Annotated in this window: 13 protein-coding genes; 6 read left to right on the top strand and 7 right to left on the bottom strand. The window is 42.7% G+C overall.

Translation table 11 applies throughout. From position 1 onward, the window contains the following. Positions 1 to 74: 74 nt before the first annotated feature. The 4 genes from CXF82_RS15930 to CXF82_RS15915 form a co-directional block, all read right to left on the bottom strand. Positions 75 to 1244 carry a tetratricopeptide repeat protein gene (locus tag CXF82_RS15930; RefSeq protein WP_257982803.1) on the bottom strand — a complete coding sequence of 390 codons (1170 nt, stop codon included), beginning with the start codon at positions 1242 to 1244 and terminating at the stop codon, positions 75 to 77. A 130-nt stretch (positions 1245 to 1374) separates the two neighbouring features. Continuing rightward, a complete protein-coding gene (locus CXF82_RS15925; RefSeq protein WP_102044538.1) occupies positions 1375 to 1698 on the bottom strand; it encodes a hypothetical protein in 324 nt (107 codons plus the stop codon). Positions 1699 to 1906: 208 nt separating this feature from the next. Next, positions 1907 to 3157 (bottom strand): ammonium transporter, encoded by a 1251-nt coding sequence (locus CXF82_RS15920; RefSeq protein WP_101091449.1) that lies wholly within the window; start codon positions 3155 to 3157, stop codon positions 1907 to 1909. A 15-nt stretch (positions 3158 to 3172) separates the two neighbouring features. Further along, positions 3173 to 3511 (bottom strand): P-II family nitrogen regulator, encoded by a 339-nt coding sequence (locus tag CXF82_RS15915; protein WP_101091448.1) that lies wholly within the window; start codon positions 3509 to 3511, stop codon positions 3173 to 3175. Positions 3512 to 3771: 260 nt separating this feature from the next. Here CXF82_RS15915 and CXF82_RS15910 point away from each other — a divergent pair, with 260 nt between their 5' ends. Further along, the gene (locus tag CXF82_RS15910) at positions 3772 to 4314 is read left to right on the top strand and encodes an isochorismatase family protein (RefSeq protein WP_101091447.1); all 543 of its coding nucleotides are present in this window, start codon (positions 3772 to 3774) and stop codon (positions 4312 to 4314) included. A 93-nt stretch (positions 4315 to 4407) separates the two neighbouring features. On the opposite strand, the gene nrfA is transcribed toward CXF82_RS15910, so the two are convergent. Then, positions 4408 to 5811 carry an ammonia-forming nitrite reductase cytochrome c552 subunit gene (nrfA, locus tag CXF82_RS15905; RefSeq protein ID WP_101091446.1) on the bottom strand — a complete coding sequence of 468 codons (1404 nt, stop codon included), beginning with the start codon at positions 5809 to 5811 and terminating at the stop codon, positions 4408 to 4410. Positions 5812 to 6055: 244 nt separating this feature from the next. On the opposite strand from nrfA, the gene narQ reads away from it, so the two are divergent. Next, positions 6056 to 7759 carry a nitrate/nitrite two-component system sensor histidine kinase NarQ gene (gene narQ / locus CXF82_RS15900; RefSeq protein WP_101091445.1) on the top strand — a complete coding sequence of 568 codons (1704 nt, stop codon included), beginning with the start codon at positions 6056 to 6058 and terminating at the stop codon, positions 7757 to 7759. Between the two features lie 86 nt (positions 7760 to 7845). After that, positions 7846 to 8475 carry a response regulator gene (locus CXF82_RS15895; RefSeq protein WP_101091444.1) on the top strand — a complete coding sequence of 210 codons (630 nt, stop codon included), beginning with the start codon at positions 7846 to 7848 and terminating at the stop codon, positions 8473 to 8475. A 77-nt stretch (positions 8476 to 8552) separates the two neighbouring features. Here the strand turns inward: CXF82_RS15895 and CXF82_RS15890 are convergent, their stop codons facing one another. Next, complete coding sequence (locus CXF82_RS15890; protein ID WP_101091443.1) at positions 8553 to 8930, bottom strand: YacL family protein; 378 nt, start codon at positions 8928 to 8930, stop codon at positions 8553 to 8555. 350 nt (positions 8931 to 9280) lie between these two features. Between CXF82_RS15890 and CXF82_RS15885 the strand changes: the two genes are divergently transcribed. The 3 genes from CXF82_RS15885 to CXF82_RS15875 all read left to right on the top strand — a co-directional run bounded on the left by CXF82_RS15885 (position 9281) and on the right by CXF82_RS15875 (position 14192). Beyond that, entirely contained in the window at positions 9281 to 10741 is a 1461-nt protein-coding gene (locus tag CXF82_RS15885) for a sigma-54 interaction domain-containing protein (RefSeq protein WP_102038338.1), read from the top strand. 168 nt (positions 10742 to 10909) lie between these two features. After that, on the top strand, positions 10910 to 12328 hold the full coding sequence (gene ccoG / locus CXF82_RS15880; RefSeq protein WP_102038339.1) for a cytochrome c oxidase accessory protein CcoG: 1419 nt from the start codon (positions 10910 to 10912) through the stop codon (positions 12326 to 12328). Between the two features lie 265 nt (positions 12329 to 12593). Next, the gene (locus CXF82_RS15875) at positions 12594 to 14192 is read left to right on the top strand and encodes an AMP-binding protein (RefSeq protein WP_101091440.1); all 1599 of its coding nucleotides are present in this window, start codon (positions 12594 to 12596) and stop codon (positions 14190 to 14192) included. Between the two features lie 480 nt (positions 14193 to 14672). Here CXF82_RS15875 and CXF82_RS15865 read toward each other — a convergent pair whose 3' ends face one another. After that, a complete protein-coding gene (locus CXF82_RS15865; protein ID WP_102044537.1) occupies positions 14673 to 15125 on the bottom strand; it encodes a hypothetical protein in 453 nt (150 codons plus the stop codon). Positions 15126 to 16255: the final 1130 nt, after the last annotated feature.

Genomic DNA, 16255 nt, shown 5'->3' with positions numbered 1-16255 from the left:
GTTGCGCCTGATAGCAGTTTGCATAGATAAATTTATAGCAATACCATTATGTGCATGCATACAGCTGGCTCAGTTTAGTCGTGACCTTGAATAGCATGCAGCTTTGATTGGTAGCGGCGCTTATTATTACTGTCATTGGTCAAGGCCAACGCTTTTTTCATGTTAGCTTCTGCTCTACGCTCGTCCCCCGTAGCCCAATAGGTTCTTGACAGTCCGAAGTAGAATTCATGGCGATAATCCGCTTTATCAATCGCACGTTGATACCAGTTCAATGCCGCTTGATACTCTTTATCAAAATACGCTTGTTGCGCCATACCATAGTAATAATACGGGTTACGAATACGAGCAAGTTCCAAGACTTTGTGCACTCCCGCCCATTCATCAAGCCTATCTTGCTCGGCTAAAATAATCGCGTAGTTATACAACGCATTCATATCGTCAGGGTCGATGTTCAACGCCAACTTATACAATGCTTCAGCTTCCGCATTTAATCCTCTATATCGATACAAAACAGCCAAGGTGTTGATAGCAGGTAAAAACTGATTATCCTGCTGTAAGCTTAATTTAAGCAAGCCGTAAGCTTTGTCATACTCCCCTTGCACCAGCGCTTCGGCAGCCACATTATTATAAAACATTGAAGCGACCATAGATTGGCTCACTCGACGTTTATCGTAGCCTTGCATAGCACGTTCGGGTAAAAAATCTATCTGGATAGCACCTGCAGAAACATTCAGTACATTGCCTCTTTCTTGCGGCAACAGTTTCAAATTAATGTGTCCATTCACTAGATAGAATCCCCCTTGCTTATCCCAAACGGGCGGAATATCAATCTCCTGATATTCGACTCTAATATCCAGTTCCTGCGCTATCGCCGCGGTTAATAACACCAAAGATAAACAGTTGCCCTCTCGATCGCCAAATGTATCGCTTGCTGAACGAGTCAGATTATCAGCATAACGAAAGCCGCCATCTTGGGCATTGATATAATTAGCTAACCACTGGTGGCGCATGACATTGCTCGATTTTGACAATCTCGCCCTATTGAGGTCATTGCGTACACTGGTTATATCACTAACAGATAAGGCAAATAGGCTTTCTACAGCAGGAAGATCGTTCACTCGCGTAAAATGCTCATCATGATAATAGCTTTCAAGCGCATATTGATGGCTTAACTCATGGGTCGAACTGCAACCTTGCAGTAAAATGAGCAGGGAGAACAATAGTGCTAAAGAAATGAATTTCATAACGATCTCAACGCAAAAAATCATACCTTTAAGCATAGTTGGAGAAAAGAGTCCGTTCGGCAAAAAACGTTACAAAGCGTAAATCAAAAGTACGACTCATTCAGTAAAGCAATCAACTGCCCTAGCAAGCTTAGGGGGTAACCGCCTGCGGCGGTTCTATTTCAATGTAGAGCTGTTTATTTTGATATTCATAAGGCCTGTAGAACTGGCCACGACAAGTGAAATGGCGATAAGGAATAGCAACAGGCAAGCAGCCCATAGGCAGTGCTTGTAAGATTTTTATTTGCTGTTGAAACCTGAGCGCTTCTTGCCACTCATGGTCAGCCAACACTTGATCGCGCACTGCAAACGCATCAAATGGCTCGCTAGATTTACGCACTACAACCTGTCCAGCTACCGCGGGTAAACTGGTGGTAAATAGTAGCAATAGACTAATGCTGAACACTTTATTCATCCGATAACGACCCAATAATAGTAGAAGCCAGTATTAGCTCATCGTATACCGTTAACCAGCCCAATTCCATTAAGTCTCAGACATTAATCCCAAACCATTATTAGCAGAACATTAGCCGCAGATCATGAAATAGCTTAGAGGTGTTAATGCTTCTCTCAAATAAAAAAGCAGGGCATAAGCCCTGCTTGTTAGCAATATCATCACTGCATTAGTTAGCACTTTTCACTGAGACAAATTCAGGATACGCATCAATGCCGCAATCTGATGCATCCATGCCGTTATATTCTTCCTCTTCTGTCACACGGATCCCCATCGTCACTTTGAGTCCAAACCAAACAACTGAAGAGGCCGCAAATACCCAGCCAAATATCACTGCAGCACCATAAAGTTGAGTGCCAAAAGACGCATCGGCATTAGACACTGGCACCAATATTAACCCGAGGAGTCCGGCCACACCATGGACAGAGATTGCCCCAACGGGATCATCAATTTTGATTCGGTCAAATGCAACAATCGAGAATATAACCACGCCGCCAGCCACAAGACCAATCACACCTGCCATCGCTAAAGAAGGTGATAAAGGGTCAGCGGTAATCGCCACAAGCCCTGCTAATGCCCCATTTAAGATCATAGTTAAATCGGCTTTACCCCAAACCAATCGACATACAATTAAAGCAGAAAGCGCACCAAACGCCGCAGCAGAGTTGGTATTAACAAATATTTTGGCCACCGCGCTAGCATTTTCAACATCCGAGACTAAAAGCTGTGAACCACCGTTAAAACCAAACCAACCCATCCACAAGATGAACATACCCAATGTCGCCATCGGTAAGTTAGAACCCGGGATCGGGTTTACTTGTCCATTAGCGCCATATTTTCCCTTTCTTGCACCTAACAATAGCACCCCAGAAACTGCCGCTGCAGCACCGGCCATATGTACAATACCGCTGCCCGCAAAGTCAACGAAGCCAGCTTCAGATAAGAATCCACCACCCCAGGTCCAGTAACCCTCAACAGGGTATATCACCGCCGTCATAAACACTGAAAATGCCAAAAATGCCCATAACTTCATCCGTTCAGCAACGGCACCAGACACAATCGACATTGCCGTTGCAACGAACACCACTTGGAAAAAGAAGTCGGACTCAAGCGCATGATCTGCTCCATCAGCTTGTGATCCAATCAATGACCCCAGCGAGGGTAACCAACCACCTTCAGCATTATCAACGTACATAATGTTGTAACCAACGATTAGATACATGACACAGGCTATTGAATACAAGCAGACGTTTTTAGTTAAAATTTCAGTGGTATTTTTTGAACGAACGAGGCCTGCTTCTAACATCGCAAATCCGGCGGCCATCCACATCACTAGCGCACCAGAGATAAGAAAATAAAACGTATCAAGGGCAAAGCGAAGCTCAGTGACCGTTAATCCTAGTTTGGTTAATTCATCCATTTGTCCAATCCCCCTTTAAAGTGCTTCGTTGTCTAGTTCACCAGTTCGTATTCTGGTTGCTTGTTCTAGGTTGGTAACAAATATCTTGCCATCACCAATTTTACCTGTACGCGCAGCACTCGTTATCGCCTCAACTAGCATCTCCACGTTTTCAGCTTTAGTCGCAATTTCAAGCTTCACCTTAGGTAAGAAATCAACCTGATACTCAGCACCTCGATAAAGTTCGGTATGGCCTTTTTGACGACCAAAGCCTTTTACTTCAGTCACCGTCATCCCCTCAATGCCTACATTGGCGATAGCTTCTCTTACATCATCTAACTTAAATGGCTTAATAATGGCACTGACCAATTTCATGGCGATCTCCTTGAAGACTATTTTTAATTCTAACAAAGACTCTTCAAGCATTAGGCCAACAAATCAAATACCATAAAAACAATGAGATAGAACAAATCAGGCATTGAAAAATGAATATAAACGCACCAAAAAAGTGCAGTTATTCAATAACTGCACGCTCATAAGGCAAAGATGTCGCGGCTTAGACTTATCGCCTATTGGTTAAAAGCGACTTTTGAGGTGTACTAGTAACCTTTGCAACAAGTACTAGGAACATTAAAATGTTGAAGCCAGAAGATTGCGTATTAGTCATTGTTGACGTGCAAGGGCAACTCGCACGAGTCATGCATCAAAGTGAAGAGTTACACCATAAATTAGCGCTATTAATTAAAGGCATTCAGTTATTCGACATTCCGATCCTATGGCTCGAGCAACTACCCGATAAATTGGGTGCCACTAGTGATGTATTAGCCACAGAGCTAATCAAAACCACGGAGCCAATTGCAAAACAACATTTTAGCGGCTGGCAATGTCCAAAGTTCAGGGCGAAATTGTCAGCAATGGGTCAAAAAAATATCCTTGTCGCAGGCATAGAAACCCATGTTTGCGTGTACCAAACCTGCATGGACCTATTAGATAATGCTTACCCGACTTACCTCGTTGTAGATGCAATGTCTTCGCGAGATCCTGTTAATAAAAAACTCGGAATAGAGATGATGCAAGCCCATGGTGCATTACAAACCAATGTAGAGTCATTGCTGTTTGAACTGCAACATGAAGCGATAGGGGAAAGGTTTAAGGCCTTACTGGCACTGATTAAGTAGACCGACATTAAGGTCAAACGAGTTAATTTAAAGCAAAAAAAAGCCCTCATCAACGAGGGCTTTTCTATATAGAGCTAGGTAGAAACAATAGACTTACTTGTAAGTTGCTTCGCGCTTTTCAGCTTCAGCTTCCCACTGTGGTACTAAAGTTTTCTTGAATTCAGCTTTATCAGCATTCATCTTCTTCATATCCATACCTAGAGCAGCTTGTGCTTTAGCTTTGGTTGAAGTGTCAGGGTAAGCAATTGGTTGCTTAACACCTTTAACAGCAAGTAGTTGAGCTAGCTTGATACGAGCATCAGCCGCTTTGTCTACCGCAGTACCTAGTACACGAAGTGCTTCATCAGCTGCGTGAGCAGCAACACCGTGTGATGCAGTTGCATAGTCCCAGCGCCACTGTGAATGACGGATATCCATAAGGATAGGCTTCATTTCAGTTTCAGTTGCACCCGCATCCCAAGCAGCTTTTGCTTCGAAGTGAGCTTTCACTAGCTGAGCTTCAGCACGTGCTTTAAGATCAGCAACTTTATGCTTACGATCTTCAGTTAAGTTAACCATGAACTCTTTGCTTTGCTCGTGACAACTACCACAAGTTTCTTCAAAGCGATCGAATGGGTTACCTACTTTATGGTCAGTAAACTTACGACCTTTTTCGCTTTTCACTTTAGGCATGTGACAGTCAGTACAACTTACGTTGTTCTTACCGTGAACACCTAGCTGCCAAGTTTCATAACCTGGGTGCTGTGCTTTAAGCATTGGAGTCTTAGAAACAGCGTGAGTCCAGTCAGAGAACTCGATGTTGTCATAGTAGACTTCCATCTGTTCAACTGTTGTACCGTTATCCCAAGGGAATTTAACAAAGCCTTTCTTATCTTTGGTCTTCTCGAAGTAGTACTCAACGTGACACTGACCACAAACCATTGATTGCTTGTCTTTCTTAGACGCTTTATCAAATGGTGTACCCAATGTTTCCATTGCGCGCTCAGCAAATGGACGAGACATACGTAACTTAGAAGAACCTTTTACGTGACAATCAGCACAGCCAAGAGCGTTAACAATTTCTGGACCGCCTTTAGACCATTTACCCGCAAAATACCCGTCTTCACCTTGCTCTTCGATCATGCGAGGTACATCTGGGCTCTTACAAGACCAACATGCCATTGGCATTGGACCGTCTTCAGCAGACTTAGGGGCACCGGTACGTAAGGTGTTTCTTAAGTCAGTGATTACATACATGTGACCACGTGGAGCGTTATAATCTTTAGCAAAACCATAACCAGCCCAAAGCACAACTAAACTTGGAACCTGCTCAAGCATATCAACAACTTCTTTACTTTCTGAAGTTTCATGCCAAGTTTCATATTGATTCTTGAACTTATCTTTGTACACTTCGTTACGTGGTTCAGTTTTGTCACTTGCGAATGCGCTACCAGCAATTAAACTTGCAGCAACCATTGCACTCAGTGCAAAAGCCTTTTTAGTTAATGTTCTCACCATCTCATCTCCATTTTACTTTATAATATTTATAGTATAGTCCCACCTATTCCAAGGTGAATTTAGCCTCTTGCATCTAACAAAAACATACCCCATTAGGGGTATCCTCCTTAAAACTTGCGTTAGATCAACTTGTAAACGTGTTGTTGCTCACACTTTGTGTTTTTAGTAACATATTGCAGTATGCAATAATTAATAAATGCTATTAATAAAATAGTTCATAACCCCAATAAATGAGAACTCTTGAATGAAAAAAGGCAGACTTACATCAGCGATATGGGGATTCATGTTAACGCTGATATTACTGTCCAGCGGACTGGCTATTTTTGCCATCGTTAACTTGTCCTATAGCTTAGGAGATGCCAGAGCGATTAATGCCTCCGGATCGCTGAGAATGCAAAGTTATCGACTTATGTTTTATGCCAATTCTGGCAGTGAATCGGCGGCAGAAAAAATTGAAGAATTTGAAAACACCCTCAATTCTCAAGCGCTTAAGGCAACGCTCGCTTGGTATACTCCACAAGACATGAAGGATAAGTACCTCACCGTCATCGATAAGTGGCAAATAATGCGTTATTACATTGAATCTGAGAACTCACGCCTGTATGCCGCTGCACTAAAAGACTTTGTCGATACCATTGATCTTTTCGTATTAGAAACTGAGCAACATGCCGCCTTTAAACTTAAGCTGCTGGCGATTAGTCAGATAGTCGGTTTGGGCATAATGCTGTTGATTGCCTTCGTCACGGTAAGGATTGCCAAACGTAAGGTTGTTAAACCATTGCAACAATTGATGCAGGCTGCTGATACAATTTCACAAGGCGACTTTAATGTAGTAATGCCTAAAACAGAGTATATCGAATTGAGTGCATTAAGCAGCGCTCTCGATAGTACAATAAAAAAACTGGCCAGCGTCTATCAAGGGTTAGAATCTCAGGTACAAGAAAAGACGCTTGCATTAACGCGTGCCAATAATGAGCTGAAATTACTCTATGACAATGTCGTCATGCTGCACTCGAGTAAATTAGACATCAATACGCTGACCGATGCCATTAACCAGCTGCAAACCCATGAACCTAACATCAGCCTAAGATTGGTTGTAGTGGAAGATGAGCAAGTCCAATACATCATCGATGCTCAAGGTGAGTGGCCGCATGACGTTAAGAATTCACAGAAATTTGCATTACAGTTTGAGCAAAATAACCTAGGTTATTTAGAAGTCATTTCTGAGCGACCTTATACAACAGCGCTATATAGTAACTTTGCCATCATGCTGGCACGCTCAATGGTGATCCACAATGCAGGTGAGCAACGACAGCAACTCGCACTCATGGAAGAGCGAGGGGTTATCGCGCGCGAATTGCATGACTCCTTGGGCCAATTACTGTCATTTTTAAAAATCCAAGTTAATTTGCTCTCCAAAGAGTTAGACAAAACATCGAAAAGTCCGCGAGCAGCAGAGCAGTTACAAGAAATAAATGAAGGCGTCAATACCGCCTATGCGCAGCTCAGAGAGTTGCTATCCACCTTTAGGCTGACAATTAAAGATCCCAACTTAGGACACGCTATAGAAGCAATGGTTGAGCAATTACGCAGTCAAAGTGATGCTAACATCACACTCGATTATAAACTGCCAGTACAGCTGCTCGGTGCCCAGCAACATATTCATATTTTACAGCTCACTCGCGAAGCCACACTCAACGCGATTAAGCATGCTAGCGCCCAGCATATTCATATCAGCTGCCAAAAAATATCTGATACCAAAGTGATTATTAGTATTAGTGATGATGGGCTCGGAATAGAAAAACTCAAAGAAAGAGATCAACATTTTGGTTTAGGGATCATGCATGAGCGCGCAAGTCGCCTATCAGGTGTGGTAGAATTTAGCCAAAATGAGGAAGGTGGTGCCACAGTGACGTTAACCTTCCCACCTCAACAAGAACCAGTGTGATTTTTTGCTATATAAAACAGCTATTAAAGCAAAAATGACATCTTTAACTTTTGAATTGCGAGTTAACCTCAGTAGGAGGCCATTAAATGGGTAAGCCTTATTCAGTGCTAGTTATCGACGATCACCCGCTATTGCGTCGCGGGATCTGTCAGCTTATTACCTCAGACTCCGATTTCACTCTCTTTGGTGAAGCGGGAAGTGGGCTAGACGCACTTTCTGCCGTCGCTGAAAATGAGCCCGATATAGTGTTACTTGATCTCAATATGAAAGGGATGACAGGCCTCGATACACTCAATGCTTTGCGACAAGAGGGCGTCACCTCCCGTATTGTTATTTTGACCGTTTCGGATGCTAAACAAGATGTGATTAGACTGGTTAGAGCGGGCGCAGATGGTTATCTACTTAAAGATACCGAGCCAGATCTGCTGCTTGAGATGCTAAAGAATGCCATGTTAGGACATCGTATTATTAGCGAGAATGTTAAAGACTACTTATCTGAGCTAAATACCTCAGTTAATGAGCAAGACTGGATTGAAAACCTAACACCAAGGGAGCTAGAGATATTAAAGCACCTTGCTGAAGGACAAAGTAACCGCGTGGTCGCAGAGCAGTTACATATAAGCGAAGGCACCGTTAAAGTACATGTAAAAAATCTACTTCGCAAAGCCAATGCTAAGTCACGTACAGAGATGGCTGTTAGATACCTAAACCAATAACTGATATCGCTTATACTGGATAGTTAAACAGCAAAAAGGCAGCCTAGGCTGCCTTTTTTAATATGCTCTATAGCCAACTAGTATTCATCCAAAAACTTACGCCAGTTGACCAATACCGCATAGAAATCCTCTAAACCACAAAATGCTTCAGACTCTCCATTATAGAATGACATTGATTCATCCATCTCAGCATCCTCCTCCTCGCCCTCTTCGATATTATTGGCAAACACTCTGACCTGTTCACAATCAAACTCTATCGACAGTGCCTTACCAATTAAGCGCCAATCACTTAGCTGGCCAGTTTGTAGCTTTTCAAGCTGCTGACAGATCTCGACATGCTTCTCAGGATTGTCACCAAGCTCTTCCGACAACCAAAAACCCATCGCTTCATGATCCATACTGAACCGCGCAAATGCTGTACCGGTCATTGTATTGCGTAAAAAATCGTATTCCATAATCAGGCTCAAAATTCAGTAAGACTTCAACTAACCTCATTTTAACTTAATAAACGTCTACTTGCCCTATTCTGTTCATATACTGCAGCTTGGATGGATAACAGACTAACGATTCAAATATTCACCATTCAACCCGGAGTGGATTAAACATAAAAAAGTCGAGTCATCAGGGCCATAAAACCGCTAGACCCATGTTCAAAACAAACAACAGCCATGACTCATCTAGTTAAAAATATTGAACGATTATTCTGCATATTTGAAACCACTACCAAAGCACGTTATATCGTGACTCAGCGGTTTAACGTATACTTACGCTAGCTTTGTCACTTCATATCGCGACAGGAACCACCATGTCAGCTATCAATCTTAAACAAAAAACCGCTCATGCAGACTTTCTGCCAGAGAACCAATTGATACTAAACGCGGTCAGCGAAGGTATTTATGGATTTGATCTCGACGGCAATGCCGTGTTCATCAATCCAGCCGCTGAGAAGATGACGGGTTGGCAAACCCAGGAGTTGTTAGGCAAGAATATTCATGACTGCCATCACCATAGCCATAACGATGGTAGCCATTATCCTAAAGAGGACTGCCCCATCTACAACACGCTCAGAGATGGCACAGCAAGAGAGATAACCCATGAAGTGTTTTGGCGTAAAGATGGCTCTAGCTTTCCAGTCCATTACACCTCAACCCCGGTGTATAAAGATGGAGTGCTTATGGGAGTTGTCGCGATATTTCGTGATATCAGTATTCAAAAGCAAACGGAACAGTCACTCCGCCAAGCGCTAGAGCAAGTTCAAGCCCTGTCAGAGAAGCTATCATTCGAAAATCAATATTTGCAATTAGAGCTTGCAGACCGTACTGGAGATGTTGGCATATCAGGTGAAAGCCAACAAATTAACCAGTTGATTCAGCAGATTAAGCTTGTTGCCAATACAGAAAGCACGGTGTTAATTAGTGGCGAGAATGGCACAGGTAAAGAACTCGTCGCCCGTAACCTGCACCGCTTAAGTAACCGTGCAGATAAGCCATTAGTGAGTGTCAATTGCGCTGCATTTTCAACATCCTTACTTGAAAGTGAGTTGTTTGGCCATGAAAAAGGCGCATACACAGGTGCGACAAGTCGTCGAAAAGGCCGTTTCGAACTCGCAAATAATGGCACTCTATTTCTCGATGAAGTGGCTGAACTGAGTCTAGAAGCCCAGTCAAAACTGCTCAGGGTCATTCAAGAACAAGAGTTTGAACGCGTTGGCAGTAGCCAAACAATTAAAGTTGATATCAGACTGATTACCGCGACCCATCACGATCTGCTAAAGCGGGTCGAACAAGGTCTGTTTAGAATGGATCTCTATTATCGGCTTAATGTTTTTCCCATTGTAGTACCGCCATTGCGCAGCCGTTTGTCGGATATTCCTGAACTCGTTAGTCACCTTATTCAGGAGCTAAACCGTAAATTAGGTAAAAAAATAAGCAAGGTTAGCCAACGAGGTATGCAAAATTTAACCAAACATAGCTGGCCTGGTAATGTGCGTGAACTGCAGAATGTGCTTGAAAGAGAGATGATCTTATCAACGGGGCCAGTGCTCGAGTTTGGCCAACTAGCATCAGAGCCTCAAGCTAAAACATCTACTGCGGCAACCAACGCTAAACAGACATTAGCTGAAATAGAAAAAGCACATATTTTAAAAATATTAAAGCAGAGTCAATGGCGGATCTCAGGGCCAATCGGTGCTGCAGCAATACTGGGAATGCCCCCCAGCACCTTGCGCTCTCGTATGCTTAAACTCGCTATTGCTCGGCCAATATAGTAAGCGTTCATCAACGGCAAGACACGACATACAATGGATTCGCGATATATCGCGATCAAAGAGTGTAACCAAAAGAACAATACCAAGCAAAATCAATAACTTAAAACATGGCCTAGAGCTTGCTATATAGGCACTGAGTGAACAATGTTAGTGCCTATAGAGAAGCCAATGTTAAATAAAAACAATAGCAAAGTAATAGAAAACACCCATAGCCAACGACCGAATAATCGCATTCCCATTAAGCAGGTCGACAGCCCGCCTAGCGGTAAGATCCATATTCGAGAGCAAAAAGGATATTTTCAACGCATTCGAACCGGGATGAATAGCTTATTGGTTGCGCTATTTTTTCTACTACCGTTTGTCTCTTATCAAGGTCGACAAGCCATTCTGTTTAATATTAGCGACCAACAATTCATTTTCTTTGGCACCACGCTTTGGCCTCAAGATTTCACTATTCTTGCTTGGGTGCTTATCGCAGCTGCATTTTTACTGTTTTTTGCCACTGTATTTTGGGGCCGAGTTTGGTGTGGATACCTGTGCCCACAAACCGCTTGGACATTCATGTTCGTATGGGTTGAAGAGCAAATTGAAGGCAGCCGCAACAAGCGTATTACCTTAGACAAAGCCCCCATGAGTTTAAACAAAATAGCCAAACGAACCAGCAAACATCTGGCGTGGGGCGCAATTGCCCTTCTCACGGGTTGTGGCTTTATCGCTTATTTTATTCCAGCCAGAGCGTTATATCTGGATATTCTCACTTTTGATGCCAGCTTTTGGATCAGCACCTGGGTCTGGTTCTTTGCCATCTGTACTTACCTTAATGCAGGTTGGATGCGTGAGCAAATGTGTTTACATTGCTGCCCTTATTCCCGCTTTCAGTCAGCGATGTTTGACGCCAATACCAAGACTGTTACCTATGATGCAACTCGTGGCGAAAGTCGTGGTCCTCGTAAACGCAAACAAGAAACCAGTTTAGGTGATTGCGTTGACTGCAACCTCTGTGTGGATGTTTGCCCCACGGGTATCGATATCCGTAACGGTTTGCAATATGAGTGTATTAACTGCGGCGCGTGCGTCGATGCTTGTAACCAGACCATGGCGCAGTTCGGCTACAAACCTGACTTAATTAGTTACAGCAGTGAGAATGCATTAGTCGACAAAGCCGTGCCTTTTTATGAATCTTACAAATTTCTTGGCTACGGTATTGCAGCCTTGATCATGCTCACCGTGATTGGAATTGATATCAGTAATCGTTCTGCCATTGAGCTAAACATCATTCGTGATAGACAAACGCTGTACCGTGAAACATTAACCGATGAAGTTGAAAATAGCTTTACGCTAAAAATCCGTAATAAAACCCAGCAGGCTCGTCACTATCAAATCTATGTGTCAGGTAACAGTAGCTATAAACTCGCAGGAAATACCCGTTTGTTAATTAATGCGGGTGAGCTGCTAGATTACCCGGTAACCGTCTTGGCAGATCTAAATGAACTTGAAAGCAGCCGCAGCGCAATAACCTTTACCGTGTCAGAGCAGCACAGTCACAACCAAGTAACGCAACAATCTAATTTCTTTAGCCCGCTATAACCATCATCAAGCAAGCTTGAGTTAACAGGTAAAGTAACCGCTGCTTTACCTGTTAATCTAGGGGGTTAATCTCGCCGGTAAAAAAGTAGAGTAAAAAATCTAATTGTTACAAGCTGATAGCCATTGCTCTGTTCTGCAGGCATGAAACAATTTATTTCATTGTTGACCATTGACCTTAGGGTGACAATCGCACTAATCTAAACACCTGTTTGATTCACTAATCAACCCCAAAAACAATCAAAAACTGGCTAACGAAGGTATCTCCATGGCATATGATTCAGACTCAACACTCGATCTCTCCCGATACGCCTCACTCAATGATCTGATTGACCTTGCAAGTGCTCGATACGGTGATAAAGCCGCTTATTCTTGTTTAGGGAAAGAAACCACATTCAACGAGATTAATCATTCTTCACGCCAGTTTGCCGCTTACCTGCAACAAGAAACGAATTTAGTACAGGGCGATAGAGTTGCGATTCAACTGCCCAATATCACTCAGTTTGTGATTGCCGCTTATGGCGCCATTAAAGCAGGTATGGTGTTAGTCAATACCAACCCTTTGTATACCCCACGGGAGCTCATCCACCAATTCAATGACTCAGGCGCAAAAGCCCTAGTGGTGCTATCGGATCTGTTGCCAACATTGACTGAAGTGATTGCTAACACCAGTATTGAAACCGTTATATCCACGCATGCAATGGACTTGATTGCACCGCAACCGCAACCAGAAGTCCCCTTTGCAACCATCGCCTTTTGTGATGTGCTAAAAGCGGGTGAGCTACTGACATATGTGCCTGTGATTAGCGTGCCAGAACAGATTGCAGCACTGCAATATACCGGTGGGACCACCGGATTATCAAAAGGGGCAATGTTAACCCACGGTAATTTACTCGCCAACGCCATGCAGATAAAATCGCGTATTGGCAGTCGCCTAGTTGAAGGTGAAGAGATTTTTGTCGCGCCGCTACCTGTGTACCATATCTACGCCTTCATGGTGAATTTAGTGCTTTATTACGAGCGTGGCGGTTGTTCTATATTGATCCCAAATCCACGCGACATTTCAGGATTGATCTCAGCGCTGGCACAATATTCATTCACTGGATTTGCAGGGCTCAACACATTATTTGTCGGGCTATGTCACCAACCAGAATTTAAGGCATTGGATTTTAGCCACTTAAAAGTGACCATCTCCGGAGGTACTGCATTAACTCAAGCAGCGGCTTCGGTTTGGCAGCAAACCACAGGCTGCACCATCTCTGAAGGTTACGGATTATCGGAAACATCACCGGTGGTGTCGCTCAATGCACCTGGACTCGAACAGCTCGGCACGATTGGCAAACCCGTCCTTGGCACCTTGGTAAAGATTCTCGACATGGATGATAACGAAGTCGCCACAGGAGAAACCGGCGAGCTTGCCGTCTTTGGTCCACAGGTGATGTTAGGTTATTGGAATAACCCAGAGGAAACGGCAAAAGTCATGACCAGCGAAGGTTACTTTAAAACAGGCGACATCGCGATTGCCACTGAAGACGGCTTCCATAAAATTGTTGATCGCAAGAAAGACATGATTATCGTCTCTGGTTTTAACGTCTATCCAAACGAAGTCGAAGATATACTGTCGAATCACGAAGCAATATTCGAATGTGCCGTGATTGGTATTGAAGACGATCGTAGCGGTGAAGCCGTTAAAGCGGTTATCGTATTAAACGATATTCATGCCGATCATGAACAAGCTAAAGCGGCAATCGACAGCTACTGCCGCGAGCAGCTAACCGCCTATAAGATCCCAAAAGTCGTTATCTTTGTCGATGCATTGCCTAAATCTACAGTGGGTAAGATATTACGCAGAGAATTGCGTAAGTGATTCTGAGTTTGGTTCAGTGGTTTAAATTACAATAGTGAGTGATACGAGGGAGCCGAAGGCTCCCTTTTTGTTATTATTGCTACTTGCAACTCTATAGTACCTAACCTCAGTAACAGTCGACACACCCTCTGATAATTTTAGGTTCACTGACAACGCTGCCAATATATTTAGCTATCAATTTTCTCGCAACACACATAACAGTTGTCAGTTGGTAAACGATACTTAAAAAAACCAAGCATTATTTGGTGCTTTCCACAGTTTGGGCAGGCATAAACAATCGCCTTTAATATCAAGTAAGCCCCTAGCGCCATGCCTACGATAAAAAATGAATTCATATAGTATGTGAGTTCGATAGGAATCGTTTTGTACATTACTGTGACAATTAATTGAACAATCATCAGTAACTTAAATTTTTTAGCTCTGGTCATTCCTTTGCCTTACTATGTAGAATTTACGCCAGTTAGACTAAACTTATTGCTTCTAGCGGCAACTCCTTGCTTCTCTATTCGGGTCATGCGGCTGACTATTGTTATATGCATATGCCACATGATGCTTACCATTATCATCTAAGATATCGCACTTTGCCTTATATGGTTTGCCCAGTCCGGAGCGCCAATAATGATGCTTCTTTTCATATTCAGTTTCAAATAGCACGGTGAGTTCCACAGAAACTAGCCAAGCTTTGGGGATAGAGCCAGTAGTTAGGTGTGAGTCCAATCTATCTCGATAGGACTCAATCAGTGAATCAAACTCGTCTGTTTGAGGACTGATATTCCCAGATAGAAGATCAATCATAATCTCTTTTTTAGAATCATTCTCAACAAACTTGTGTAATTTCCCGATCCCCCAATAACCACCGATATCATTATTTCGGCTGCTAAATGAACCTATTAATCCACTAGCTATACTTCCTAGTTCATTTCTCCGAGCCATATTATCTAGAAGACCTTAACACCCATTTAAGAGGTTGATGACAGTTTGATCAAATGATGTAGCACTACTGCGAAACAGCGTAAAATGTTCGCAGTTCCACTAGAAATTAGCCTTGGTGAATCTTAATTCGGAGGCTCGTTTGCATTTTAAGTAAAACCCACGTTATGGGGCTTCGAATAAAGACCCAGCAGATAAATGCTACTAGTAGGCCAGAAAAGTAAGCACTTAGTGCTATCTGCTCATGGTAGTTAGCACCATCGACCTCAAGCTTTTTCAATAGGTTATTACCTTTAAGGTACTCCCCTTTTATTGATTTACCACGTATTTCATCACTGTACAATTCGCAAAAATTGTATTTTTTAGTCATTAAATAGTAAGTGCCATTTTTTGATAACTGAACTGAATAGGTACTAAATTTTCCATTGAGTTCACATGATATAACGCTATTACTTAAATCTATTTCTTCGAAATTCTCACCTGACCAAATATGGACAAATCAAGCCAATACACTTAAAAGTATTACAGCTAAAATGACCATATCAATTTTATGAGTAAGCCAAAATTTGTTCATTTACCCACTTTGCATAATAGATTATTCATTCGTCGCTCGATAACGCACTCAGAAACTGTGTTAATTTCGTTCAACTTATCACTGCTAAGAAATTGTTGTAAATATTTTATATCTAATAACACAGCCAAGAATAAGTATAATTTGAGCTAAAGAAAGATGCCTAGAAAACTAGGATTAACCATAGACTGACTTGACCACTACAATCTTCGTCAATCAAAGGTCAATACTTTGCCTCTGTGGTTCCAATTGCCTGCGGCAGGTGCTGGACAGGATGTCCGAATGTCGTGATCACATGGATGTGAATAAACGACCTTATGTGCAGACGCAACTGAGGCTCGCTGCAAGTACGTCCATGTAAGCTCAACGATGGCATCCATGCCATCAAAGGCCTCAGCCGCATCTACACTGGATTTTAAAAGCGCAAACTCTCAGCATTTGAGTTTTCAATTTAAAACATAAAAGCCAACCGACTGCAGAAATAACAGAAAACACCAACTCCCCATCGGAGTTGCCGAAGTACGTAGATAAAAATGCCGTAGAACCATCATGGTCTTTCCCG

Origin of the sequence: Shewanella sp. GutDb-MelDb (assembly GCF_002836075.1) — a bacterium.
In the GTDB taxonomy this organism is placed as follows: domain Bacteria; phylum Pseudomonadota; class Gammaproteobacteria; order Enterobacterales; family Shewanellaceae; genus Shewanella.
Note: the sequence above shows the minus strand (reverse complement) of the source record. Positions and strands in the feature narration are given on the sequence as shown.

Coding starts and splice junctions, on each gene's coding strand:
- CXF82_RS15910 (WP_101091447.1), top strand. CDS start 3,772: ATGTTGAAGCCAGAAGATTGCGTATTAGTCATTGTTGACGTGCAAGGG.
- CXF82_RS15885 (WP_102038338.1), top strand. CDS start 9,281: ATGTCAGCTATCAATCTTAAACAAAAAACCGCTCATGCAGACTTTCTG.
- CXF82_RS15915 (WP_101091448.1), bottom strand. CDS start 3,511: ATGAAATTGGTCAGTGCCATTATTAAGCCATTTAAGTTAGATGATGTA.
- CXF82_RS15865 (WP_102044537.1), bottom strand. CDS start 15,125: ATGGCTCGGAGAAATGAACTAGGAAGTATAGCTAGTGGATTAATAGGT.
- narQ (WP_101091445.1), top strand. CDS start 6,056: ATGAAAAAAGGCAGACTTACATCAGCGATATGGGGATTCATGTTAACG.
- CXF82_RS15925 (WP_102044538.1), bottom strand. CDS start 1,698: ATGAATAAAGTGTTCAGCATTAGTCTATTGCTACTATTTACCACCAGT.
- ccoG (WP_102038339.1), top strand. CDS start 10,910: ATGTTAAATAAAAACAATAGCAAAGTAATAGAAAACACCCATAGCCAA.
- CXF82_RS15875 (WP_101091440.1), top strand. CDS start 12,594: ATGGCATATGATTCAGACTCAACACTCGATCTCTCCCGATACGCCTCA.
- CXF82_RS15930 (WP_257982803.1), bottom strand. CDS start 1,244: ATGAAATTCATTTCTTTAGCACTATTGTTCTCCCTGCTCATTTTACTG.
- nrfA (WP_101091446.1), bottom strand. CDS start 5,811: ATGGTGAGAACATTAACTAAAAAGGCTTTTGCACTGAGTGCAATGGTT.
- CXF82_RS15920 (WP_101091449.1), bottom strand. CDS start 3,157: ATGGATGAATTAACCAAACTAGGATTAACGGTCACTGAGCTTCGCTTT.
- CXF82_RS15890 (WP_101091443.1), bottom strand. CDS start 8,930: ATGGAATACGATTTTTTACGCAATACAATGACCGGTACAGCATTTGCG.
- CXF82_RS15895 (WP_101091444.1), top strand. CDS start 7,846: ATGGGTAAGCCTTATTCAGTGCTAGTTATCGACGATCACCCGCTATTG.